This is a genomic window from Burkholderia sp. 9777_1386, assembly GCF_015712265.1.
Taxonomy (GTDB): domain Bacteria; phylum Pseudomonadota; class Gammaproteobacteria; order Burkholderiales; family Burkholderiaceae; genus Burkholderia; species Burkholderia cenocepacia.
This window is the reverse complement of record NZ_JACCQB010000021.1, coordinates 43572-66628: the sequence shown is the minus strand read 5'-3', so window position 1 is coordinate 66628 and position 23057 is coordinate 43572. Positions and strand designations below refer to the sequence as shown.

The following is a 23057-nucleotide window of genomic DNA, read 5'->3' as shown; positions in this document are numbered from 1 at the left end:
CCCTCATCACCTCGCGGCCCGTTCTCCCGGCGCATTGCCCGCGGAGCGAATTCGCATGCGCACCGGGTTGCCGCTACGACCAGGAGGTTTTCGATGACAACGGACAAACCGTCGCGCGACCCCGCGCGCATCGTCGGCACCCGTCCGCGCACGGCCGCCGGCGGGCCGGGGCCCGACGTGATGGCCGCCCGCACGTTCGAAGGCGATCGCGTGCTGACGATGGACGGCGACGACGTCGGCAAGCTCACCCACATCATGCTCGACGTGCGCGCCGGGCGGGTCGCGTATGCGGTCGTGTCGTCGGGCGGCCTGCTCGGGTTCGGCGACAAGCTGCTCGCGGTGCCGTGGAACGCGCTCGTCCTCGATGCCGAGCGCGAGTGTTTCGTGCTGCCGGTCAACACCGAACGTGTGCGCGAGGCGCCCGGTTTCGACAAGAGCCGGTGGCCCGCGATGGCGGACCCCGAATGGGCCGAAGCACTGCATGCGTACTACGGCCGCTCGCCGTACTGGCTGATCGAGGAAGGCGAAACGGCGCTCGATTCGCCGCCGTACGAGGCGTCGCCGGGCGGCCCCGAGGACGGCACGCGGCAGCACTGACACCTGCCCGCCGGAAAGCCGATCACTGCGCGGCGGCCACCGTCTTCGCGAGTTGCCGCGCGGCGCTTAGGTGCGCGTTCAGCATCGGCAGCGTGCGGGCCGCGAATGCGCGAAGCTGCGGGTCGCGGCCCTCTTTCGCTTCGGTTTCGTAAAGCCGGACCGCCGCTTCGTGCGCGCGGGGCCCGGCCAGCGCCACGTACGCAGCATCGAACGCGCGCCCGTCCTTCGCCCGCAATGCCGTTACCTCTGGATCGACGAGCATGCGCGTCTGCACCGGCACGCCCTTTTGCGCACCGATATGCCGCAATTCGTCCGCGATACGCGCGTGATCGTCGACCATCTTGCGGGCGAACGCCTTCACGTCCGCGTTCGACGAGCGGTCGAGCGCGAGCTGGCCGGCCTGCCGTTCCACCTTGCCGATCATGCCCGCCTTGTCGACGAATTCGGCATCGATACCGATCGGTCGTTGGGTCAGGCCAGCCTCGTCGGCGGTCGGGCCGGGGCGGATGACGCCGGGCGCGACCTGCGCGGATGACGCGGGCCGCGCCTGCGCGTGCGACAGCGCGGACGCCAGGATACTGACGGCGGCCGCCAGCACGATGGCCATCGGCCGCCGCGTGCCGGGTTTCATTCGGTGGATTGTCGTCATCCGGGCCTCCGTGTCGGGCGACGGAGCGGGCCGGCCGCCCGGTTTGCCGTCACGCGGGACGATGGGCCGACGTGAAGAAATCGGTCCACGCGCCGTTGTGCCACGCGCCCTCGGTACGCTCGACCGACAGCGCGCCGGCCGCGAGCATCGTCCGCTCGGCGAACGTGATCGTGCGCCGCGTCACGTGCGCGGCCAGCACGACGCCGTTCTCGCATTGCTTGAGCGCGCCATGCCCCTCCGGCGCATCGCCGCGCATCCGGCCGAGCGCGCCGCACAACGCGCCGACATAGCCGCCGACGAGCGGCACGCCGATCCACGCGAGCGGCGAATGAAGCCCGACCAGATAGAGCAGCGCGGCCCCGGCGAGCCCGACGATCGCACCGATGGCCACGCCTTCCAGCGCGCCGAGGCCGCCCGGCCGCGCGGCGGAGTCCGCATAGACGTCGCCGCCGAGCCAGAACAGCGCGTGCTGTCCGGGCGGATTGAGAAAGAAGACCTTCACGTCGTCCCGATGCATGGCGTGGCCGCGCAACTGTTCCGCGCAGCGTTCCGCCTGTTCGAGCCGCGAGAAACGGCCCGCGATGATGGTGTCCATGTCGAACCTCCTGCCCGGTGACGCGCAGGGCCGCGGACGTGCGACGCCCGGTCGGCCCGGCGCTGGCCCGCGCATCACGTTACTTCCGGCGGATCTGCAGCTTGTCGCGCACGCCGCTCACGCCGTCGACGTCGTGCGCGACGCGGATCGCGGTCGCGCGTTGCCGCTCGTCGGGCACGTTGCCCGTCAGTTCGACCACGCGATCGTGAACCTGCACGTCGATGTCCGCGGAAGCCAGCCCGCGTTCGGCGACGAGCGCGGCCCGGACGCGGGACGCGAGCGTCGCATCGCGGATCTGGCCCCCGACGGCCGACGCCTGGCTCGCGAGCTTCGCACGCGTGCCCTCCTCGGCGGCTGCGTGGCGGGGTGTCGCGATCCATGCACACGACAGCATCAGTATGCTCGCGATCGGCACGACCGGCGTCCTGCGTCGGCTGCGTGCAGGCCGGCGGCAGCCGCCGTCGCGCCGCATGCTTTCCGTTGCGTCCATCGCGTCTCCTTTTCGTATGCGGCCGAGTGGCCAGGGGGCCGGCCCGCCGGGCCGCGTGCGCGCCGCTATCGGTCGCGCGGCTTCCCGTCGCCGGCGTCGTCCGGTACGACGTCGACGATCACGCTCGCGAGCGTCGGCATGTCGACCGGCTTGCACAGATACGCATCGAACCCGGCGGCCATCACGCGGCGCCGGTCGGCCGTGCCGGCGTGCGCGGTCACCGCCACGACCGGCAGATGCCCGCCGCCGTTCGGCAAATGCCGGATCTGGTCGAGCAGCCAGTAGCCGTCGCCGTCCGGCATCGCGAGATCCGACAGCACGACGCTCGGCTGCTGCCGCTCCACCGCCGCGAGCGCGTCGTGCCCCGAACGCGCGGTCGATACCTGTGCGCCCATCGTCTTGAGCGCCGCCGCGAGGCTGGTCCGCGACGTTGCGTCGTCGTCGACCACCAGCACGCGCTGGCCGTCGAGCGCGACCGTATCGGGAGCGCCTCGCGCGCGCGACGTCTGCCCCACCGGATCGTCGGCGTCCCAGCCGGCCGGCAGCGTCACCGTGACGGTCGTTCCGCGCCCGGCGCCCGCGCTCGTCGCGACGACCTCGCCGCCGTGCAGCTGCGCGATATTGCGCACGATCGACAGGCCGAGCCCGAGGCCGCGCTTGGGCGACGTGAACGCGCCTTCCGGCCGGCTGAACGTCTCGAACAGATGCGGCAGGCGTTCCGGTGCAATGCCTTGTCCGGTGTCGGAGACCGACAGCCGCACGCGTTCGCCCGCGCGCGTCAGCGAAACGTTGATGCGGCCGCCCGGCGGCGTGAACTTGATCGCATTCGACAGCAGGTTGGACAGGACCTGACGCAGGCGTTCGCCGTCCGCCGGAATCACGCAGGCGGGCATCGCGTATTCCGTCGACAGCACGAGCCCGTTCGCCTGCGCGGTCGCGTCGAGTTCACGCGCCGCGTCGCGCACGATCCGCACGAGATCGACCGGCACGCGCTCGAGGCGCAGCCGGCCGGTCGCGAGCGACGATGCGTCGAGCAGGTCGGCGACCATGTGCGACAACGACCGTGCGCTGCGATCGATCGCGGCGACCGCCTGCTGCACGAAACCCGGCCCGTCGGCATTGCGCAGTACCTCGACCCAGCCGTAGATCACGTTCAGCGGCGTGCGCAGTTCGTGCGACACCGTCGCCAGCAGCTCGTCCTTCAGCCGGTTCGACGCGTCGGCCTGTACGCGCGCGTCGCGGGCGCCGCGCAACGAACGAAGGTGGTGGCGTTCGTCGCGGCGGCGTTCGCCCGCTTCGCGCAGCGTCAATGACAGGCCCGTGCAGTTGCCCTGCGCGTCGACGATCGGCGACGCGGCGAACGTAGCGCGAAAACGGCCGCCGTCAGGGCGCACGCACAGTACGTCGAGCGGCCCGACCGGCGCGCGCAGGTCCGCGAACGATGCGGGCACCGGATGCCGGCGCAACCAGCGCGGCGCGATCATCGTGACGATGTCCCGTCCGTTCGCCTGGGCCGTATCGATGCCGAAGATGCTTGCCGCGGCCGGATTCCAGCTGGTGATCCGGCGCGCGGCGTCGGTCCCGACGATGGCATCGGGCGACGCGTCGACCACGCGGCGCAGCAGCCCGTCGTCGGGCGCAGCCGCGACGGACGACGGCTCGAGGTGCGGCGGGTACGAGCCGCCGTCGTCGTCATCGATCTCGCGCAGACGATCGTTCGCGAGCAGCGGCTTCACGGCCGTCACCAGCACGCATTCGACGAAACTGATCGCGACGAACGCGCCGGCTTGCGCCAGCAGCGTCGCCAGCGGCGCGTCGCGCCACCACAATGCGCCGATCACGCCGACGCTCGCGGCGGTCGCGACGAGTCCGCCGGCGAACGACGTCAGCCATGCGGCAGCCGCCACGCCTGCGTAGAAAGGCAGCGGCGCAAAGGGCGCGTGCTGGCCGACAGCCCGAATCGCCCACGCCTGCAGCGCGGACGCCAGCCCGACGGCCAGCACGACCCATGCACCCTGCCGCAACACCTCACGGGTCAGAGTCCTCATTGCATCCTTGCATCGCACCGGCTGCCGTCGTGCGGGGCATGCCGCCAGTCGGCCATCCGGCATGCCGTCGAACGCGCCGGGCGAGCGTGAACGCGTCAGCAAACGGCGTGCCTGGCCGGGGCAGGCAGTCGGGTTCGCGGCAACGGCAGGCGGACCGTGCACCCGCACGGGGCCGCGGCCGATCAGGTCGTCGCCGATCGCACGGCGCGCGCGGGCGCACCGTGCGGCCGGCCACTTTTTTCATCGACTTCCTGTAAAAAAGCGCCGGTAGCGACCGGATGGAGCGTCGCGCGCCGAATGCGCGGAAAGCCGATGGGCGATTCCTTTCGTTCCGCTCGCCCGCATTGGAAATTCCTATTCAGCGGCACCTTCGTGGTCGTTTTGCTGTCGATGATAAATATTGCAATCAACGGGATGCGTGATGCCGTTTTTCAAAACGGCCCGCGAACGCCTATGGGTGAATCCGCCAACCGGACGAAGCAGCGCGCAGACGACCGCCGGCTGTCCGGCCGGTCCGCCGCGATGCGCACGCTGCTCGGCCGTATCGAGAAAATCGCGCCGACCCGCGCGAGCGTGATGATTGCCGGCGAAAGCGGGGTCGGCAAGGATATCGTCGCGCGCCGGCTGCACGATCTGAGCGCCCGGCGCGACGGCCCGTTCGTGCCGATGAACTGCGGCGCGATTCCGCCTGACCTGGCCGAGGCGCAATTGTTCGGGCACGAGAAAGGCAGCTTTACCGGCGCGGTCACGCAGCGTGAAGGGTTCTTCGAAGCCGCGCGCGGCGGCACGCTGCTGCTCGACGAGATCGCGGAGATGCCCGCGGCGCTGCAGGTGAAGCTGCTGCGGGCGATCGAGTCGAACACGATCGTGCGGGTGGGCGGCACCGAATCGATTCCGCTCGACGTGCGGTTCGTGTCGGCCACCCGCCACAATCCGGCCGACGCCGTGCGCGACGGCCGGCTGCGCGAGGACCTGTTCTACCGGCTCGCCGCGTTCGCGATCTACGTGCCGCCGCTGCGCCAGCGCGACGGCGACGTCGAGACGATCGCGCAGGAATTCGTCGACACGCTGAACGCGCGGCATCGCTCGCACAAGCGGCTGACCGACGCGGCGATCGCCGCGTTGCGCGCGTATTCGTGGCCCGGCAACGTGCGCGAGCTGCACAACACGATCGAGCGCGCGTACATCCTGTCGGACGAAGGCATCGAGGTCGCGCTGCCGAAGCAGCCGGTGCCGGCCGTCGACAGCACGTCGGAAGGCGCGATGGCGCTGCCGCTCGGCGCGACGCTGCACCACGCGCAGCAACACTTCATTGCGGCGACGCTGCGTCACTTCGACGGCAACAAGCCGCGCGCGGCCAAGGCCCTCGGCATCAGCCTGAAGACGCTCTACAACCGGCTCGCGCTGATGCGCGACCAGGACGGTTCGTGAGCGGCGCGGCCCGCGAGCCGCCGCTGCGTCAGGCGACCTTGAACTGGCCGACCGTCGTCGCCAGCGCGTTCGCCTGCGACTGCAGCGCGGTCGCCGCCGCGGTCGACTGTTCGACGAGCGCCGCGTTCTGCTGCACCATTTCGTCGAGCTGCGTGACCGCGCGGTTCACTTCCTGGATGCCGCGCGTCTGCTCGTTCGCCGCGTGCGTGATCTCGGAGATGATGGTCGTCACGTTCGACACGTTGGACACGATCTCGCGCATCGTGTCGCCGGCCTGGCGTACCTGGCCGGACCCGGCCGACACGCTCGCGACCGTCGATTCGACCAGCACCTTCACTTCGCGCGCGGCTTGCGCGCTGCGTTGCGCGAGGCTGCGCACTTCCTGTGCGACGACCGCGAAGCCGCGGCCCTGTTCGCCCGCGCGGGCCGCTTCGACGGCCGCGTTCAGCGCGAGGATGTTGGTCTGGAACGCGATCCCGTCGATCACGCCGATGATGTCGCCGATCCGGCCCGACGCCTCCTCGATCTTCCCCATCGTCGCGACCACGTCCGACACGACCACGCCGCCGTGCGACGCGATCCGCGACGCGGCCGCCGCGCGTTCGTCGGCCTGGCTCGCGGCCGCCGCCGACTGACCGACGGTCGCGGTGATCTCTTCCATCGACGCGGCGGTTTGCTCGAGGCTTGCCGCCGCCGATTCGGTCCGCGACGACAGGTCCTGGTTGCCCGCCGCGATCTCGTTCGCGGCCGTGCGCACCGATTCGCTGGCGTCGCGGATCTGGCGCATCACGTGGTTCAGCTTGTCGACGAAGCTGTTGAACGAGCGCGCGATGTCGGCGACTTCGTCGCGGCCGTCGGCCGGCAGGCGCTGCGTCAGGTCGCCGGCGCCCGAGCCGATCGCGGCCATCGCCTGGCGCACCTGCGACAGGCGGCGGAACGCGGTCGCGGTGATCGCGCCGATGATCAGCGACGCCACGCCGACGATCACGATCAGCGTGATCAGCGACGCGGTCAGCAGCGAACGCATCCCGGCCGTCGCTTCGGTCTTGTCGAGCAGCACCAGCGCGTACCAGTCGGTGCCCGGCACCGGTTTCGCGCGCACCAGCTTCGCGTCGCCGCCGACGCCGACCTCGACCGGCGCATTCGCCGCCGCGATCGACGCCACGCCCAGCGAGCCGAGTTCGGGCGAGACGTCGGCGACCGGCTTCAGCGTGAGCTTCGCGTCCGGGTGCGCGACCACGTGGCCGCTGCTGTCGATCAGCATCCCGAAGCTCGCCGGCGTCGGGCGGATCGACTTGACGTTGGCGATCACGCTGTCCATCGACACGTCCGCGGCGACGACGCCCTTCAGCGCGCCGTCGCGCAGGATCGGCACCGCGAACGTGACGACGAGGTTGCCGGTGCCGGCATCGACGTACGGCGGCGTGACGACCGGCTTGCCGGCCTGCGCGGCCTGCTTGTACCACGGGCGGCCGGTCGGGTCGTAGTCGGGCGGGATGCCGGTCGGATCGGAGAAGTGGAACGCCTTGTCGGCGTAGCCGGCGTAGACGTTGGTGAAGCCGCCGGCCGCGGCCATCTGCTTGAACACCGGCAGCGGATCGGGGGTCAGCGCGGCATCCTGCAGCGACGCGATCATCCGGCTGCGGGTCGCGACCCAGTCGGCGATCCCGACCACGTGACCGCTGGCGACGGAGGTCAGGTTGCGGTCGATCGCGTCGTCGTTGTACGAGCGTGCGATGAAATAGTTGATCAGGGTCGTGGCGACGAGCGCGAATACGACGATGGCGACGCACGCGGCGAGAATGCGGGCGCGAATGGACGAGAACATGGCAACGACTCGGTAAGGGAGCGCGAACGCCCGGTGGACGAATTCACCGGGTAAACGGCAATCGCGCCGCTTACTTGAGGTCGTTGTGACAATTCAGTGAAACGTATGACGAAAGCCGCCGGCGACTGTCGGCGGATCGTCAGGATGGCCGGCGCCGACGGGCATGCGGCATGCCGGTACGGCGCCCGGCCGCCGCGCGTTACAGCCGATGGCTCGGGCGCGGACCGGCGTCCGCGGGCGCCGCGTCGGCGCGGGTGTCGCGGTCGAACTCGTCCTTCTGGCGCATCCGCTCGCGCAGGTTGCGGATCGCGAACACGTGGATGTAGTCGTGCACGCGCGCACCGGACGACAGCGCGCGCACTTCGTCGTCGAGCATCGCGCGCAGCTGATCCGCGCCGATCGCACGCTGTTCGGCGGCTTCCTTGAGTGAATCGAGCAAATTGTCCTTGGACATCGACGGACTCCTGACGGACGAGGAACGAAAAGATGACGGTACCGGAAGCTTAAAGACTAGACAGATACGCGGCGTACGATGCGCCGGCACGTGTTTGCGCGCGATCAACGGCACGTTGCGTGCCGCCGCGCCGATCCGTTTCCGAACCGACCCCGCGCGGGGTTCGCGGTGCACGTGGCCCGCGAACGAGACTGGAAGCCCTGCCACGCCACCCCGGGGCGCGGCACTGACGACGGGCGGCAGGTGAAACGCACGCGCGACGCCGATGCAGACGCGAACTTAGACCGGCCGAAATCATGCGTCAAGCGGCGCCCCGCGTGTGCCGTCCATTCGTCGAACGAACCTGCCGGCCCGGCCGGTCGACTGCCGCGCGTGTCAGCGGATTCCGATACGCGTCGCGCAATTTCCTGACAGCGACTTCAGCGCGCGCCGCTTGGCAGCGCACCGTCGCCGCACGATACTGATCACATGAACCAGGCGTTCATACCGGAACATCGCTCAGCTGGCCATCGAGCCGGCACGCGGGGTTCCGCGCAGGAGACCAATCATGGCACATCGCAACTTGCCGGGCCGGGACGGCCAGCGGCGCGCGTCGGGCAACGCGCGCGCCCTGCCCGCCCGGGCCGCGTCGGCCGGCAACCGTCCGTCCGACGATCTCGACACCCTGCTCGCGCTCGCCCGCGAGGCCGGGTTGCTCGTCACGCTCGACGGGCAGATCGGCCGCGAAAAGTATCAGAGCGTCGTGGGGTCGGTTCTCGCGTTGCAGCGGTTCGCCGCGGCGCTCAGCGCGCGAACCGAAGCCGACGCGCCGGCCGTGTCCGAGCCGCGTCGCAAGGCGCGCCCGGGCTGGCCGCATGCGAATCGTCTGCGCAGCCGCACGTGCAGCGCATGCGCGCCGCTCCGTGTCGCTCATCCGCATTCGCGGGTACGGCGCGGCGCGGGCCGCCGGCACGACCTGCGATCGGTTCTTCGTATCCTCTGATCTGAGCGCGTCACCGACGCACGGCACGAGGCGACTGCCATGCCCGCGCGCTGCCGTGCAGGCTTCCAGGTTCGCCGTGGTCCGTGCCGAAGCGACCGCGCGATGACGCGCCGCTCGACGCGGCCGCGTTCAAAACCATTCCTGCGGGAAAGTGAATTCGACGGGGCCAGGCGGAAAGCGGACGGGGTGACTTGCACCCCGCCCGTCCTCCAAGGCAACCGTCGGTTGCCTACCCTCGTGCCAGAGAGTTCCCGGTCGGATGACGCGCCGGACGAACACGTGGCGCGGCTCCCGAAAATGATGTGACGGCGGCGCGTGCGACGGTGATCGTCACTCGCATACCGGCGCGGTTGCCGTCGCGACTGCACGACCAACCCGCCGCGTCTCCGGATGTTCCATCACTGTCTCACGCGATGTGCGTCGCGTTTCTGATGCAGGTCAATCCAAACCCGCTTCGGTCGCGATGACGCGCGATTCAGTCCGCGCCACGCACCAGCAACACGGGCACCTGCGCGAGATGCGCGACGCGCCGCGCGACGCTGCCGATCAGCCAGGCGGCGATGCCGCGACGGCCATGCGTGCCGACCACCAGCAACTCCGCGCGCCAGTGCACGGCATCGCGCATCAGCGCATGGGCCACGTCGTCGCTGGTCGGGCGCGTTTCGACGATGCCGCGCTTGGTCGGATTGCCGGTCGCATGGAACAGCGGGCCGATCTTCGCGAGCGCATCCTCGCCCTCCGCGCGGTACGCATCCTCGAGCGCGCGCACCGGCACGACATCGGTCAGACGAACCGCGCGATCGATCACGTACGCCGCATACAGCAACGTCGTCGGCGCCGCGAAGCCGAGCCCGACGCGCACCGCGTGCAGCGACGGTTCGCTGCCGTCGACCGCGAACATCAGCCGCTGCAGCGCGCCGTCCGACGGCCGCGCATAGGTGCCCGGCACGATCAGCAGCGCGCAGCGCGCGCGTTTCGTCAGCGTGTCCGACATCGCGCCTTCGACGAGCCGCAACAGCCCGTGATGCGGATTCGCGCCGATCACCAGCACGTCCGCATGCCACGTCGACGTATCGTTCACCAGTGCGTCCGCCACCGAGCCGCCGGTGACCGACGTATCGACGACCGTCTGTTCGACGTCGATGCCGTTGTCGGCGAACAGCGCCGCGATCCGCTCGCAGGTGGCGTGCGCTTCGCGCGTCATGTCCTCGCGCGCGGACGTCAGCAGCGCATCGATGCGCGGAATGTCGGGCAACACGAGGCGCGGATTGTCGATCGCGCAAATGATGCGCAATCGCATGCCGGGGCTCAGCAGCGTACGCACGTAGCGCGCGGCGGTCAGCGATTCGGGCGTCGGGTCGACAGCCAGCGCGATCCGCGCGAGCGTCGGGATGGGCTGGGCAGGCTGCATGGCGAAGGCCTCCGTGCGTGCACGTCGTCGCTGAACGACGACGGGCGCTTCGCGCGGCAGCGGCGCGCGGCGGCCGGACAGCCGCCGCGGTCGCAGGGATCGGCGGATGCCACGCGAAGCGCGGACAAGCAATGCGTTCGTTCAGCATAGGCCGTCCGGCCCGCGCGTGCATGATCGCGATCAACGATCGCGCGGCACCCTGCCCGCGCCGGCTTACGACTTCGTCGGCATCGATGCGGCCGGACGGTTCGCGTAGAACAGCGCGTACGCGATGCCGAGCAGCACGATCCACACCGGCCCGATCACGAGCGCGACGCGCGTATCGGGCGTGAACGCCATCAGCACGACGACCAGCGCGAGAAACCCGAGCGCGACGAACGAACCGAGCGGATAGAACGGCACGCGAATCGGCAGGCGCGCGATCTTGTCGGCCGACAGCGTGCGGCGAAAACGCATCTGCGCGATCAGGATCACGCACCACGTCCAGATCGCGCCGAACGTCGACACCGACGTGAGCCACGTGAACACGTGCTGCGGCGCGAGATAGTTGAGCAACACGCCGATCAGCAGCAGCGCGACCGACACGGCCACGCCGTACACGGGCACGCCGCTGCGGTTCACGCGACCGAGCGCGGCCGGCGCCTGGCCTTGCTGCGCGAGGTTGTAGAGCATCCGCGCGGTGCTGAACAGGCCGCTGTTGCACGACGACAGCGCCGCGGTCAGCACGACGAAGTTGATGATGCCGGCGGCGGCGGGAATGCCGAGCCGCGAGAACGTCATCACGAACGGGCTGCCCTGCGTGCCGATCTGGTCCCACGGATAGAGCGACATGATCACGAACAGCGCGCCGATGTAGAAAATCAGCACGCGCCAGAACACCGAGTTCACGGCCTTGGTCAGCGACTTCTCCGGGTTGCGCGCCTCGCCGGCCGTGAGGCCGAGCATCTCGACGCCGAGATACGCGAACATCACGATCGGCAGCGCGGCGATCACGCCGTTGATCCCGTTCGGCATGAAGCCGCCGTGCGACCACAGGTTCGAGATGCCGGTCGCGATGCCGCCGTTGCCGATGCCGAACGCGATCATCAGCCCGCCGCCGATGATCATCAGCACGATCGTGACGATCTTGATCAGCGCGAACCAGAATTCGAATTCGCCATACAGCTTGACCGCGATGAAGTTCACCGAGCCCATCGCCATCAGGGCCGCGAGCGCCCAGATCCAGTTCGGCACGCCGGGAAACCACATGTGCATGTAGACGCCGACCGCCGTGATTTCCGCCATGCAGGTGACGATCCACACGAACCAGTAGGTCCAGCCGGTCAGGTACCCGGCGAGCGGGCCGAGGTAGTCGCGCGCATAGCGGCTGAAGGCGCCGGCGACCGGGTTGGTGATCGCCATTTCGCCGAGCGCGCGCATGATCAGGAAGATCGCGAGGCCGCCCAGCAGATAGGTCAGCAGGATGGCCGGGCCGGCCGTGCGGATTGCGGTGGCGGAGCCGAGGAACAGGCCGACGCCGATCGTCGCGCCGAGCGCCATCAGGTTGATGTGCCGTTCTTCCAGCCCGCGGTGCAACTGGTCTTCTGGTTGTTTCAAATCCGTCTCCTGGCAGCCGCGAGCGGGCCGCCGTCATTGTGTCGATGACAAGGCGCGCCCGTTCATGCCGAGTGTGGCAGCCGAAAACGAAATAATCGCCGCTGTCGATTTCCGAATAAGAAACGACACGGATGCCGCGTCAATCCGGTTGGAATTGCCGCGGATTATCCGAATTTCCCGGAACAATCCGGAAAAACGGATCGAGCCCTTCACGGAATACACCCGAGCGGCCCGCGCGACGCGGCTGTGCGCGTGGCGAGCGGCAACGGGATCCATCGCTTTCGGCGCGAACGACCGCGCGTCGAATGTGCGCAATTTCGCGCACGCAATATGCAGGCGGGATTATAGGGAGGATCGGCGATTTAACGCCAGGTGATTTTGGGGAAAATCGCGGTGCGTGAAAGCGGTGATCGGATTCGAATGCGCGCGGCGCAGCGCGCGCATTTATTTCGACAACGTCGCCCGCACCGTATATTCGCCGTCGAGCCGGCCCTGCTCGGGCCGCACGAAATAACGCGACGAATCCAGATCGGCCGGCAGCGGCTCGACCGGATAACCGTGCTTTTCCCACGCATCGAGGCCACCCTTCAGCGCGCGGATGTTGTGGATCATCTTCTTGCGCTGCATCTTCGCGATCAGGCGCTTCGCGGTCGCCTCGTTCGGGCACACGCAATAAACGACGATCGGCCGTTTCAGCACTTCCGGATCGAGCAGATCGGGCGAATCGAGATCGACCGGCACCGCGCCCGCAATCCGGTATGGCTCGCGTTCGCGAATCGCCTTGGGCCGCGCGTCGAAGATCAGCGGCGGTTCGCTGGACGTCATCATCTCGACGAGCTGCGGCGGCGAAATGCGCACCTGCGCGAGATAGCGGCGGAACTGCACGCGGCGCACCCAGCGGTACAGCAGGAACGTGATGAAGATCGCGAGGAACGCGTCGAGGATCGTGCCGCCGCTCGCGCGCACCCACAGCACGAACTGGACGATCTGGTCGTGAATCGCCGCGCCGCCGATCAGCCAGAACGCCGCCCACAGCGACGCGCCGGCCAGATCCCAGAACAGGAACACGCCGATGCCGATCGCGGTCGTGCCGAGCAGCGGCGCCGACACGAGGCCGAGGCCCGGCAGGAATTTCGACAGCACGAGCAGCGGCGCGCCGTATCTTTCGAACACGTTACGCGCGAAGCGCAGCGTCGTGTCGAGCGACAGCGAGAAGCGCACGAGGCCGTTCAGCAGACGCCGGCCGCGCGTGCGGCCCATGAAGAACCACAGCGAATCGGCCAGCATCGTCGCGCCGATCGCCGCCGCGAACATGCTGACCCAGGACGCCTGCCCCATCGCCGCCATCGTGCCGCCGAGAATCAGCATCGGCACGGCCGGCACCGGCACGCCGAGCTGCGTGATCAACACGCTCGCGAACACGGCCCACGGGCCGAGCGACGATGGAATAGCAATGGGAAAGTGCCACACGGCGGCGCTCCTGGAAGACATGCAGGCCGCGCGACGGGGCCGTCGGTACGGCGGCGCAACGGCCGCCGCGGCACGTCCGCGACCAACCGGTGCATCATGCGCATTCTAAACGGGTTTGGCCTCGACCGCGCGGAACGCGGCCGTCGGCACGGGCTTTGCGCCGGGCGTGACGCGCCCGTGACAGTCACGCGTCGGAGCGCTGCGCGAGCTGGGCGACGTGTTCCGCGTAGTCGGGAAACTCGGCCGCCAGCGCGGCCGCATCGGCCAGCTCGAATTCCGCGAACTCGAACCCCGGCGCAACCGTGCAGCCGACGAGCGCGACGTGCTGCGGCGACGCGCAGCGCGCGCCGAACCAGCTTCCGGCCGGCACGACCGCCTGGAACACGGTGCCGGGATGCGTGAGCGGATTGCCGAGCCGGTGGATCGTCAACCCGTCGCGCGCGTCGAGTACCCACACTTCGATCGGGTCGCCCGCATAGAAATGCCAGACCTCGTCGGAGCGGATGCGGTGCCACGACGAATACGCGCCGTCGCACAGCAGGTAGTAGATCGCGGTCGACGCGGCACGGGGCGCGCCGTCGGCCGGACGCACGACCGAATCGGTCGCGCGGTAGGTTTCACGGAAATAGCCGCCTTCGGGATGCGGCTGCAGGTCGAACTGGCGAATCAGGTCGGGCGCGGAAATCGGCATGGCAGATGACGTCGGTAAGGTAGGAAACCGGCATCCGGCGGCCTGCCCGATCTCGATTTACGCGCTCGGATGCCGCCGGATGTCCCTGCGTCGATCGCCGCGGCCATGCGCGCGGCGATCGAGCGGACACCGGCCGATGCTGCCAGAACTGCGTGCCGGGATGCAACCGTCGACGCGCAATCGCGCACCGGCGAGCGTATCGGCAGTGCGGCGCCGCGCGCCGGATCGCTCGCGCCGACGGCCGGCCCGGCGCGCGGCGCTCGGCCGACCGCGGATGTGTGCGCCGCGTCGGCCGCCGTACCGCCCGTCGTCGATCATGCGGCCGCCGACGCCCCCGCCTCGCCATGCCGCACCAGCAGCACGGGCCGGTCGGCCGCGCGCAGCAACGATTCCGCCACGCTGCCGAGCAACAGCCTGCGCAGGCCGTGTCGCCCGCTCGTGCCCATCACGATCAGATCGGCGTCGGCTTCGGCCGCCGTGCGCATCAGCACCGTCGCGATGTCCTCGCCGTACGCGTCGAGCGCGCGCACCGTGCCGCGCACATGCTGCCGCGCGAGCGCCGCTTTCGCATCGTCGAGCACCGGCGTCGCGGCGTCGGCCGCGGCGGCATCGCCGTCGCGCTCGGCCGCGAAGCCGGCGTCGACGTCGACGAGCTGCGGCCGATGCTCGACGACGTACGCACAGGTCACTTCGCCGCCGGACGCCGTCGCGATCCGGATCGCCTCGTTCAGCGCGAGACGCGCGCTCGGGCTGCCGTCGAGCCCGACGAAAATCCGCTTGTACATGGTCCGTCCCTCCGACCGGGCGCGCGTCGCGCACTGCGCCGCCACGACCCGTTACCGCAAGCCGGCCCGGCGCCGGCTTGCCTGCCGAACAGTCTGCCCCACGTGCCGACGCGCGCGTTGACGCGCGTCAAGCGCGCCCCGCGCGCCCGCTGCCCCACGCCGTTTGCCGCAATTTCAACCGACCCCATTACAAAAAATGTGTAAAACGCGCACAATTTCATCTTGAAAATAGTCGTTGCACGCAGCCGGTGCGAGTTTTCCCGGTTTTGCCGCGCTGCCCGAGTGCCCCGGGTAGCCCGAATAACAGAATGGCCATCGAATGACCGCCAGTGGAACCCCGACGCGTGACGCCCGAGGGCCCACGCGCCTCCAGACCATGTTACGCCAGCCGTTCGCGGCCGGCGTCGTCGCCCTGTGCGCGGGCGCCGTGCTGTCGCTCGGCGTCGCGCTGCTGGTGCGCGAGCAGTGGCAAGGCGCCGTTCACACGCGTTTCGAACGCCGCACGTCGCACGTGACCGCGATGCTGCGCCACGAACTGCAGGCCGGTGTCGCCGTGCTCGAAGGCGCGCGCGGCGCGTTCGGCCTCGTCCCGGACATGACGCCCGGCCAATGGCGCCGGTATGCGGAGACGCTCGATCTCGACAGCGGCCGCTCGCCGGTCCGGCAGATCGGCTATGCGCCGCTGACGCCCGCGGCGCGCGCCGCGCTGGCCGGCGCGAAGCCGCTGCCGGCCGATCCGCTCGCGGCTGCGACGCTCAGCGCGCCCGTCTCGAACTCGCCGGTCGTGCGCTTCGGTGCGTCCGACGCGGCGCCGCTCACGCGCGCGCTGCGCACCGGCGATATCGCGCTCGGCGTTCACCCTGCCGACGACGACACTTCCCGCGACGCCCGTACCCTGACGCTGTTCCTGCCCGTGGCGTCTTCGCCGCTGGCGGCCGCCAAACCCTCCGGCACGCGGGAAGGCGGCGCCGACGGGATGCTGTTCGCGGCGCTGAGCCCGCGGCGCCTGATCGAGCGCGCGCTCGATGCGGAGCGCGGAATCGACCTGTGGATGACCGCCGGCGGCGATGCGCGCGCGATCGCCAGCGTCGAGACGACGACCGACGAAGCATCGGCGTCGCCCGACCTGATGCGGCGCACCGATGTGCTGAATTTCGGCGGCACCGCGCTGACGCTCGCCTATTCCGCGGACGGCCGGCCGAGCGCGACCGGCGCGCAGCGTGCGGCCGGCACCGTGCTCGCCGCCGGGCTGATCGCGTCGTTCGCGTTCGCGGCGCTCGTCCATGCGTTGCTGCGCGGGCGCGCCGACGCCGGTGCAAGCAGCCGCGGCATCCTCAACGAGGCGCGGATGATGGGCATCATCCGTTCGTCGATGGAAGCGATCATCACGATCGACGAGAAGCAGACGGTCGTGATCTTCAACCCGATGGCCGAGCAGGTGTTCGGCGTGTCGGCGATGGAAGCGATCGGCGCGCCGCTGTCGCGCTTCATTCCCGAACGGTTCCGCGCCGCGCACGCGAAGCACGTCGACCAGTTCGGCGTGACGGGCGTGTCCGAGCGGCAGATGGGCCGCCAGCGCGTGCTGTTCGGGCTGCGGGCCAACGGCGAGGAATTCCCGATCGAAGCGTCGATCTCGCAGATCCGCGACGCGTCGGGCAAGCTGTATACGGTGATGCTGCGCGACATCACCGAGCGGCAACGGGCCGAGAATGCGTTGAAGCAATCGCGCGAGGAATTGCGCGAATTGTCCGCGAACCTGCAGAACGTGCGCGAGGAGGAAAAGACCCGTATCGCGCGCGAACTGCACGACGACCTCGGGCAACAGCTCACCGCATTGAAGATGGATCTGTCGGTCGTCGAGCAGCAATTGCGGATGCCCGGCCGCGCGCAACCCGATGAAGGCGTGCAGACGCATCTGCAAGGCATGCGGCGGCTGATCGACGCGACGGTCGCGTCGGTGCGGCGCATCGCGGCCGACCTGCGGCCGGTGATGCTCGACGATCTCGGCCTCGTGCCCGCGATCGAATGGCTCGCGAACGATTTCACGAACCGCTACGGGATCGATGTCGAGCGCCACATCGAAACCGGCGGCCTCACGTTCACCAGCGCGGGCGCGACCACGCTGTTCCGCATCGTCCAGGAAGCGCTGACGAACGTCGCGCGCCATGCGGATGCGACGCGCGTGGCGTTGCGGCTCGACATCGAGGAAGGCTTTTGCGTGCTGCGCGTCGCGGACAACGGCCGCGGCGCGGCGCCCGGCGGCCCGGCCCACGAGGACAAGTCGTTCGGCCTGATCGGCATTCGCGAACGCGCCCACATGCTGGGCGGCACCGTGACGATCGACACCGCGCTCGCGCGCGGCTTCTCGATTACCGTCGCCTTTCCGCTCGCCACCGTTCAACAGGACACGCTCATCACATGATCAAGGTGCTCATCGCCGACGACCATACGCTCGTACGCGACGGTCTGCGGCACATCCTCCAGAACGCCACCGGATTCGAGGTGGCCGGCGAAGCCTGCGACGGCCCGTCGACGATCGCGCTGGTGCGTGCGACGCCCGCGCAGGTGCTCGTGCTCGACCTGTCGATGCCCGGCCGCAACGGCGTCGAGCTGATCAAGCAGATCAAGGACGAAAAGCCCGCGCTGCGCGTGCTGGTGCTCACCATGCACGCGGAGCAGCAATACGCGGTGCGGGCGTTCCGCGCGGGCGCGTCGGGGTATCTGACGAAGGAAAGCGCGAGCGCGGAGCTGGTCGGCGCGGTCACGAAAGTGGCGTCGGGCGGTGTCTACGTGAGCCTCGCGATGGCCGAGCAGTTCGCGCAGAGCCTGAACGAGCCGGCCGAAACGCTGCCGCACCAGCGGCTGTCCGACCGCGAATTCGACGTGTTCCGGCGGATCGCCGCCGGCCAGACGCTGACCGAGATCGCGAATGCGCTGTGCGTGAGCGCGAAGACGGTCAGCACCTACAAGACCCGGATCCTGGAAAAGATGCAGATGCCGCACGAAGCGGCGCTCGTGCGCTACGCGATGCGGCACAAGCTGCTCGACGAGACGGACGACGTCTGAGCCGGCGTCGTGCAGGCCCGGTCGGGCCCGCGCGTGATCGTTACTTCGCGGGCACCGGGCACGCGAGGTCGCCTTCCTCGCAGGACAGATAGCCCTTCAGGGTGTCGGTGCGCGCTTTCGTCAGATCGTCGAGACAGGTCGATACGACCATCGGGTATGCACTGCCGTCCTCGGCATTCGCGCTCGAGAAACGGCATTCGGCGTCGCGGTACGCGATCCACGCGCGCTGCGCATTCACGAGCTTGTCGGCAAGCGGCCGCGCGTCGCGCAGGCGCGCGGTGACGGCCTGGTAAGTCCGGTTCAGTTCCCCGTCGGATTTCTTGTACGCGCGATCGGCACACGCCGTCATCGTCGCCTGATCCGTCGCGTCCGCACAATTCGCCTGCGCATGGGCGACGCTCGCCACCAGCGCCAGCGAGCCCAGCAGACCGGTCAAGACACGCATGGATGCTCCTTGTCGTTCGTTGAAGTGTGGAACCCGGCGCCCTGCTGCGCCCCGTGTGAATGGGCCGCGCCACGCGCCGCGGCGACATCGACCGCGATGCTAGCGCACGCGCGGCGGATTGTCAGCGGGGTGCGGCGCGGCGAGTGACGTGATCATGCACGCCAAGGTATCGCGCGGATCCCGCGCCGATCGGCATCCGGCGTTTCGCTCATGCGCGCCGCAGGCTATCAGCGACCGATTCGGCCGACCGACCTCGTGCATCGGGCCGCCCGATGAAGAAGACGCAAAAAAGCCTGCACGCGATACGCGTGCAGGCTTTCTCGATACGGCTTCAATCGCGGCCGTCGAGGGCCGCGCGGCAACGGCCGGCTCAGTGGCCGAAGTACACCGACGAGCGGTCGCTCACGGCCGGCACGGCCGCACGCTGGCCCGACTGCGACGTCGCGACCGGGTTCGCACCGTAGCCGGTGGCGTCGGCTTGCGCGCCGGCATTCTGCGCGGCGGCGATCTTGGCCTGGGCGGCCTGGATGTTTTCCGGGTAGTTGATCCAGTCGTTCGGGTTGTAGCCGGCCTTTTCGAGCTGGACCAGTTCGGCGCGCACTTGCGCGCGGGTCAGCGGCTGCTGGTTCGATTGGGCGAACGAGACGACCGGTGCGGCCACCAGGGCGGCCAGTGCAACTGCCTTGATCAGCGATTTCATGATGCGTTACCTCCAGGATTGTTTTGTCAGGCGCTTCGGACTCGAGGTCGTTGCGCATGAGTAGAAGTCTAGGAGGCGCGGCTATCAGGGTAAATACTTAAATCGCAAATTCACTGTTGACCGAAACCGTACAATCGAGCGGGAATAAGTCGTTTCGTCAGACGATTATCGGCGTTCGTGCACCGAATGCCGCGATACGGCAGCCGGCACGCGCGGGTCGCGCGTTCAACGCAGGCGATCGGTATCCGCCGACGCCATCTGCCTGTCGAACAGCAGCGCCTTGAGGCGAATCAGGTCGTCAGCATCGATGTCGCCGAACGCCGCATGATGGAGCGTCAGCGCGGGCGGCGCCGGGTCGGCATGCACGGCCCGCACGGTGCCATCGAGCGCCAGCCGCTCGACGCGACCGGCGGTTTCGTACGGAAGCAGCACGCGCAACGGCTCGCCGGTCGCCGCGATCGGCCGGTCGACGGCGATCGACAGCCCGCTCAGGCTGATGTCGTGCACCACCCCGATGCCTTCCGTCCCTTCCGCTCCTCCGCTGCAGCAGGCCGCGATGCGCACCGGCACGCGCGGCTCCGCGCGCGTGCGCAGCCGGTCGACGAACCCTGGCGGCGACAGGACCATGAACGGCGCGGCGCCCGACGCCTGCACCGATTCCACCGTCGCGCCGAAACGCGATACCGCGGCCCGGCCGATCGCCACTGCTTCGACGTCGTCGCCGCGGGCGAAATCGAGCACGGTGGCGGGCTGCGGCTCGACGAACAGCGCACCCGCCGCGCCGACGCCGATCAGCCGGCAGCGCTGCAGCGCGCGCGTCGTGCCGACCCGGCGGCGGATGCCGATCGCGGCGCCCGCCGACAAGCCCATGCGCGTGGCGGGCGCGGCCGCCGTCGCGGACCCGCGCGGACCGGTGTCGGCGTCCTCGCGCCGGCGCACGGGGCGGAAATGGTCGAACAGGAAAGCGTGCTGCGCCGGGTCGCGCAGCGTCGTGCCGGCCGGCAGCAGCGCGGCGCCGTCGGCGTCGTAGAGGTCGAAGCCGAGCGGGACCTCGGCGGAAAGATCGTCGCGTGCGAGCGCGACGTAATCGGTGGAAAGCAGCATCGGAGAAGCGCGGAGCGACCGCGCGAGCTGTCGTGACAACTTGATTACGGCAGCATCGCGCGGAATCTGAACGGCTTCGTTACTGCGACGCGCCGGTCGCATCGGGCGCGGCCGGCACCGGCATCGGCGGCGGAGTCGGCACGGCGGAAGGCGCGGCGCCGCTACCGGCGCTGCTTCCGCTCGTCGTACTGGCGCCTGCCGGCGGCTGCGCAGGCGGTTGCGACGCGCCGGACGACAGCGCCGCGGCCGATGCGGCCACTTCGGACGCCGGCACCCATTCCTCGACGATGCCGCCGGAAGCGGCATCCGGCGCCGACGCAGTGGAGGCTGCCGACGCCGCGCCCTCGTCGACCTCGGCCGGACGCTCGATACGTTGCGTCCTGACCGGCGTGGGCGCCTTCTTCGGCTCGGGCGGGAACCACGTATCGAACAGGTCGGTCGCGCGCTCGCGCAGCGACGCGAACCAGCCCGGCGACGGTTCGGTATCGAATTTCGCCTTGGTATCGACGATCCGGGCGCGCTGCGCGCGCTGGAAGAAATCGCCGACGATCGGCAGCGCGCTGTGCGCGCCCTGCCCCCAGTAATCGCTGCGCAGCGTCACGCGGCCGTCGTCGAATCCGACCCACGCGCCGGCGACGAGGCCCGGCTGCATCAGGATGAACCAGCCGTCCGCGTTGTCCTGCGTGGTGCCGGTCTTGCCGGCCACGTCGCCGCGGATGCCGAACCGCGTGCGGATGCTGCCGCCCGTGCCGCGCGTCACGACGTCGCGCATCACGTCGAGCAGCGTCTTGTCGGTTTCGGCGTCGAGCGCGCGCTCGGGCGGCGCCGGTGCGTATTCGGCGAGCACCTCGCCCTGGCGATTCTCGATGCGCGTCACCATCTGCGGCTCGACGTACAGCCCGCCGTTCGCGATCGTCGCGTACGACGCGACCATTTCCTTCAGCGTGACCGGGCTCGTGCCGAGCGCGAGCGACGGCACGCGTTCGAGCGGGCTTTCGCGCACACCCATGTCGCGCGCCAGCCGCGCGACGGCGCCCGGCCCCACCTTCTCCATCACCTGCGCGGTGATCCGGTTGCGCGACAGCGCGACCGCGTCGCGCAGCGTCATCGGTTTGCCCGTAGGCGGCACGTCGTCGTTCGGCCGCCAGATCTCGCCGCCCTTCAGCGGGATCTCGACCGGCTGGTCGACGAACGTATCTTCCGGCTTCATCCCGTTCGCGAACGCGACGCCATAGACGAACGGCTTGAACGTCGAGCCCGGCTGGCGCCGCGCCTGCGCGACGTGATCGAACGGCTCGCGGGTGAAGTCGCGACTGCCGACCCACGCGCGGATCTGCCCGTCACGCGGATCGATCGCGAGGAAGCCGGCCTGCACGTCGGTCTTGGCCTTGCACAAGGCATGCAGGAAACCGCGATCGGCCGCGAGCATCTTCATCGCGGCCGCGTCGTCCTTGCCGGCCTCCTGCGCGGCCTTGTACTCGGGCGACTCACGCATGAAGGTGCGAAACACCTCGTTGTCGGTGCCGCAGCCGTCGCGGCCGCTCCACGCGTTGTTCGCGATGCCCTGCAGCTGATTGCCCTGCAACGTGAGCGCCTGCGTCGCCATCTGCTGGAGCCGCGAGTCGATCGTCGTGCGCACGATCAGCCCGTCCGAGTAGATGTTGTAGTCGTTGCGGTCGGCCCACGCGATCAGCCATTTGCGCAACTGCTGCGCGAAATGCGGCGCCGGCCCGGGCGGCTCCTTCTGGCGCTCGAAGTCGATGCGCAGCGGCCGGCGCTGCAACTGCGCGAACTGCGCCGGCGACAGCTTGCCGTACTTGACCATCTGGCCGAGCACCGTGTTGCGCCGCTGCAGCGCGCGCTCGGGGTTCAGCACCGGGTTGTAGTAGCTGTTGCCCTTCAGCATCCCGACGAGCGTCGCGCTGTCGAGCACGTCGAGTTCGTCGGCCGACTTGTCGAAATAGGTGCGCGCGGCCATCTCGACGCCGTACGCGTTGTACAGGAACGGCACCGTGTTCAGGTAGGTCTCGAGGATCTGGTCCTTGCTGTAGACGGCCTCGATCTTCAGCGCGGTGATCGCCTCCTTCACCTTGCGCGTGAGCGTCGGCGCGCGGCCGATCTCGTCCGGATACAGGTTGCGCGCGAGCTGCTGCGTGATCGTCGAGCCGCCCTGGCGGCTGCCCGAGAACGTATGCAGCGCGGCCGACGCCGTGCGCTTCCAGTCCAGCCCGTGGTGTTCGTAGAAGCGGTGATCCTCGGTCGCGATCAGCGCGTCGATCATGCGCGGCGAGATCTGCTTGAGCGGCACCCATTCGCGGTTCGACGGCTTGAATTCGGCCAGCAGCTTGCCGTCGGCGGACAGTACCTGCGCGGGCTGGTCGACGCGCGCCTTGCGGATGTCGCCGATCCCCGGCGTGAACGGAATGAGGACGATCACGTACCCCGCGAACAGCGCCGGCACGGCGGCGGCCGTGAGCAGCACGCCACGGCGCGTCGGGTGGCGGACATGGTGCCACGCGGTGGCGGCGAGAGGCTTGGCCCGCGCGACGGCGGCCGCCGCGACGGGTTGGGCGCGCGCGACCCATCTGGCACACAAGGCACGCACTGACGACACGTTTCGGCGATTCACGCGGGTGGAGCTCGGCTGAAAAGGCTGCATCGTACCAAACTCGCGCGGCCGGCCGGCCCGCGGCGGCCTTGCGCCGGCACACGCGG

21 protein-coding genes are annotated in these 23057 nt (G+C 69.5%); 5 read left to right on the top strand and 16 right to left on the bottom strand.

Going from position 1 to position 23057, the window contains the following annotated elements:
* The first annotated feature begins 93 nt into the window (after positions 1-93).
* Positions 94-597 carry a PRC-barrel domain-containing protein gene (locus H0X91_RS17750; protein ID WP_058903113.1) on the top strand — a complete coding sequence of 168 codons (504 nt, stop codon included), beginning with the start codon at positions 94-96 and terminating at the stop codon, positions 595-597.
* A gap of 22 nt (positions 598-619) precedes the next feature.
* On the opposite strand, the gene H0X91_RS17745 is transcribed toward H0X91_RS17750, so the two are convergent.
* The 4 genes from H0X91_RS17745 to H0X91_RS17730 form a co-directional block, all read right to left on the bottom strand.
* Positions 620-1246 carry a DUF4142 domain-containing protein gene (locus tag H0X91_RS17745; protein ID WP_058903112.1) on the bottom strand — a complete coding sequence of 209 codons (627 nt, stop codon included), beginning with the start codon at positions 1244-1246 and terminating at the stop codon, positions 620-622.
* A 49-nt stretch (positions 1247-1295) separates the two neighbouring features.
* Complete coding sequence (locus H0X91_RS17740; RefSeq protein ID WP_058903111.1) at positions 1296-1841, bottom strand: hypothetical protein; 546 nt, start codon at positions 1839-1841, stop codon at positions 1296-1298.
* A 79-nt stretch (positions 1842-1920) separates the two neighbouring features.
* Positions 1921-2331 carry a BON domain-containing protein gene (locus tag H0X91_RS17735; protein WP_034202354.1) on the bottom strand — a complete coding sequence of 137 codons (411 nt, stop codon included), beginning with the start codon at positions 2329-2331 and terminating at the stop codon, positions 1921-1923.
* Positions 2332-2396: 65 nt separating this feature from the next.
* Positions 2397-4379: a hybrid sensor histidine kinase/response regulator gene (locus H0X91_RS17730; RefSeq protein ID WP_062885512.1), complete on the bottom strand. Its 1983-nt coding sequence runs from the start codon at positions 4377-4379 to the stop codon at positions 2397-2399.
* 390 nt (positions 4380-4769) lie between these two features.
* Between H0X91_RS17730 and H0X91_RS17725 the strand changes: the two genes are divergently transcribed.
* Entirely contained in the window at positions 4770-5810 is a 1041-nt protein-coding gene (locus H0X91_RS17725; protein ID WP_034203347.1) for a sigma-54 interaction domain-containing protein, read from the top strand.
* A gap of 28 nt (positions 5811-5838) precedes the next feature.
* Here H0X91_RS17725 and H0X91_RS17720 read toward each other — a convergent pair whose 3' ends face one another.
* Positions 5839-7638, bottom strand: coding sequence for a methyl-accepting chemotaxis protein (locus H0X91_RS17720; protein ID WP_006491225.1), 1800 nt, complete (start codon positions 7636-7638; stop codon positions 5839-5841).
* A gap of 199 nt (positions 7639-7837) precedes the next feature.
* Positions 7838-8092, bottom strand: coding sequence for a DUF3562 domain-containing protein (locus H0X91_RS17715; RefSeq protein ID WP_058903109.1), 255 nt, complete (start codon positions 8090-8092; stop codon positions 7838-7840).
* A gap of 547 nt (positions 8093-8639) precedes the next feature.
* Between H0X91_RS17715 and H0X91_RS17710 the strand changes: the two genes are divergently transcribed.
* Complete coding sequence (locus H0X91_RS17710; protein WP_006492218.1) at positions 8640-9074, top strand: hypothetical protein; 435 nt, start codon at positions 8640-8642, stop codon at positions 9072-9074.
* Between the two features lie 475 nt (positions 9075-9549).
* Here H0X91_RS17710 and H0X91_RS17705 read toward each other — a convergent pair whose 3' ends face one another.
* From H0X91_RS17705 to H0X91_RS17680, 6 genes are all read right to left on the bottom strand, one after another.
* Positions 9550-10485 carry a universal stress protein gene (locus H0X91_RS17705; RefSeq protein WP_006485822.1) on the bottom strand — a complete coding sequence of 312 codons (936 nt, stop codon included), beginning with the start codon at positions 10483-10485 and terminating at the stop codon, positions 9550-9552.
* A gap of 213 nt (positions 10486-10698) precedes the next feature.
* Positions 10699-12081, bottom strand: a complete 1383-nt coding sequence (locus H0X91_RS17700; RefSeq protein WP_048985478.1) for an amino acid permease — start codon at positions 12079-12081, stop codon at positions 10699-10701.
* Between the two features lie 33 nt (positions 12082-12114).
* Entirely contained in the window at positions 12115-12357 is a 243-nt protein-coding gene (locus H0X91_RS17695) for a hypothetical protein (RefSeq protein ID WP_077021728.1), read from the bottom strand.
* A gap of 168 nt (positions 12358-12525) precedes the next feature.
* Positions 12526-13551, bottom strand: coding sequence for a DedA family protein/thiosulfate sulfurtransferase GlpE (locus H0X91_RS17690; protein WP_006485817.1), 1026 nt, complete (start codon positions 13549-13551; stop codon positions 12526-12528).
* 184 nt (positions 13552-13735) lie between these two features.
* Positions 13736-14242 (bottom strand): cupin domain-containing protein, encoded by a 507-nt coding sequence (locus tag H0X91_RS17685; protein WP_006485821.1) that lies wholly within the window; start codon positions 14240-14242, stop codon positions 13736-13738.
* A gap of 314 nt (positions 14243-14556) precedes the next feature.
* On the bottom strand, positions 14557-15027 hold the full coding sequence (locus tag H0X91_RS17680) for a universal stress protein (RefSeq protein ID WP_034202359.1): 471 nt from the start codon (positions 15025-15027) through the stop codon (positions 14557-14559).
* 319 nt (positions 15028-15346) lie between these two features.
* Here H0X91_RS17680 and H0X91_RS17675 point away from each other — a divergent pair, with 319 nt between their 5' ends.
* Both H0X91_RS17675 and H0X91_RS17670 read left to right on the top strand, forming a co-directional pair.
* Positions 15347-17449, top strand: a complete 2103-nt coding sequence (locus H0X91_RS17675) for a PAS domain-containing sensor histidine kinase (protein ID WP_012493327.1) — start codon at positions 15347-15349, stop codon at positions 17447-17449.
* On the top strand, positions 17446-18093 hold the full coding sequence (locus H0X91_RS17670; protein ID WP_006483707.1) for a response regulator: 648 nt from the start codon (positions 17446-17448) through the stop codon (positions 18091-18093). Before H0X91_RS17675 ends, H0X91_RS17670 begins: the two co-directional genes overlap by 4 nt.
* A 40-nt stretch (positions 18094-18133) precedes the next feature.
* On the opposite strand, the gene H0X91_RS17665 is transcribed toward H0X91_RS17670, so the two are convergent.
* The 4 genes from H0X91_RS17665 to H0X91_RS17650 form a co-directional block, all read right to left on the bottom strand.
* Positions 18134-18538: a lysozyme inhibitor LprI family protein gene (locus tag H0X91_RS17665; RefSeq protein ID WP_006483706.1), complete on the bottom strand. Its 405-nt coding sequence runs from the start codon at positions 18536-18538 to the stop codon at positions 18134-18136.
* A 370-nt stretch (positions 18539-18908) separates the two neighbouring features.
* Complete coding sequence (locus H0X91_RS17660) at positions 18909-19238, bottom strand: DUF4148 domain-containing protein (protein ID WP_006483709.1); 330 nt, start codon at positions 19236-19238, stop codon at positions 18909-18911.
* Positions 19239-19463: 225 nt separating this feature from the next.
* Complete coding sequence (locus H0X91_RS17655) at positions 19464-20342, bottom strand: PilZ domain-containing protein (RefSeq protein ID WP_062885510.1); 879 nt, start codon at positions 20340-20342, stop codon at positions 19464-19466.
* A 79-nt stretch (positions 20343-20421) separates the two neighbouring features.
* Positions 20422-23001, bottom strand: coding sequence for a penicillin-binding protein 1A (locus tag H0X91_RS17650; protein WP_034202362.1), 2580 nt, complete (start codon positions 22999-23001; stop codon positions 20422-20424).
* Between the last annotated feature and the right edge of the window lie 56 nt (positions 23002-23057).

Coding starts and splice junctions, on each gene's coding strand:
- H0X91_RS17750 (WP_058903113.1), top strand. CDS start 94: ATGACAACGGACAAACCGTCGCGCGACCCCGCGCGCATCGTCGGCACC.
- H0X91_RS17745 (WP_058903112.1), bottom strand. CDS start 1,246: ATGACGACAATCCACCGAATGAAACCCGGCACGCGGCGGCCGATGGCC.
- H0X91_RS17740 (WP_058903111.1), bottom strand. CDS start 1,841: ATGGACACCATCATCGCGGGCCGTTTCTCGCGGCTCGAACAGGCGGAA.
- H0X91_RS17735 (WP_034202354.1), bottom strand. CDS start 2,331: ATGGACGCAACGGAAAGCATGCGGCGCGACGGCGGCTGCCGCCGGCCT.
- H0X91_RS17730 (WP_062885512.1), bottom strand. CDS start 4,379: ATGAGGACTCTGACCCGTGAGGTGTTGCGGCAGGGTGCATGGGTCGTG.
- H0X91_RS17725 (WP_034203347.1), top strand. CDS start 4,770: ATGATAAATATTGCAATCAACGGGATGCGTGATGCCGTTTTTCAAAAC.
- H0X91_RS17720 (WP_006491225.1), bottom strand. CDS start 7,638: ATGTTCTCGTCCATTCGCGCCCGCATTCTCGCCGCGTGCGTCGCCATC.
- H0X91_RS17715 (WP_058903109.1), bottom strand. CDS start 8,092: ATGTCCAAGGACAATTTGCTCGATTCACTCAAGGAAGCCGCCGAACAG.
- H0X91_RS17710 (WP_006492218.1), top strand. CDS start 8,640: ATGGCACATCGCAACTTGCCGGGCCGGGACGGCCAGCGGCGCGCGTCG.
- H0X91_RS17705 (WP_006485822.1), bottom strand. CDS start 10,485: ATGCAGCCTGCCCAGCCCATCCCGACGCTCGCGCGGATCGCGCTGGCT.
- H0X91_RS17695 (WP_077021728.1), bottom strand. CDS start 12,357: ATGGATCCCGTTGCCGCTCGCCACGCGCACAGCCGCGTCGCGCGGGCC.
- H0X91_RS17685 (WP_006485821.1), bottom strand. CDS start 14,242: ATGCCGATTTCCGCGCCCGACCTGATTCGCCAGTTCGACCTGCAGCCG.
- H0X91_RS17680 (WP_034202359.1), bottom strand. CDS start 15,027: ATGTACAAGCGGATTTTCGTCGGGCTCGACGGCAGCCCGAGCGCGCGT.
- H0X91_RS17675 (WP_012493327.1), top strand. CDS start 15,347: ATGACCGCCAGTGGAACCCCGACGCGTGACGCCCGAGGGCCCACGCGC.
- H0X91_RS17670 (WP_006483707.1), top strand. CDS start 17,446: ATGATCAAGGTGCTCATCGCCGACGACCATACGCTCGTACGCGACGGT.
- H0X91_RS17665 (WP_006483706.1), bottom strand. CDS start 18,538: ATGCGTGTCTTGACCGGTCTGCTGGGCTCGCTGGCGCTGGTGGCGAGC.
- H0X91_RS17660 (WP_006483709.1), bottom strand. CDS start 19,238: ATGAAATCGCTGATCAAGGCAGTTGCACTGGCCGCCCTGGTGGCCGCA.
- H0X91_RS17655 (WP_062885510.1), bottom strand. CDS start 20,342: ATGCTGCTTTCCACCGATTACGTCGCGCTCGCACGCGACGATCTTTCC.
- H0X91_RS17650 (WP_034202362.1), bottom strand. CDS start 23,001: ATGCAGCCTTTTCAGCCGAGCTCCACCCGCGTGAATCGCCGAAACGTG.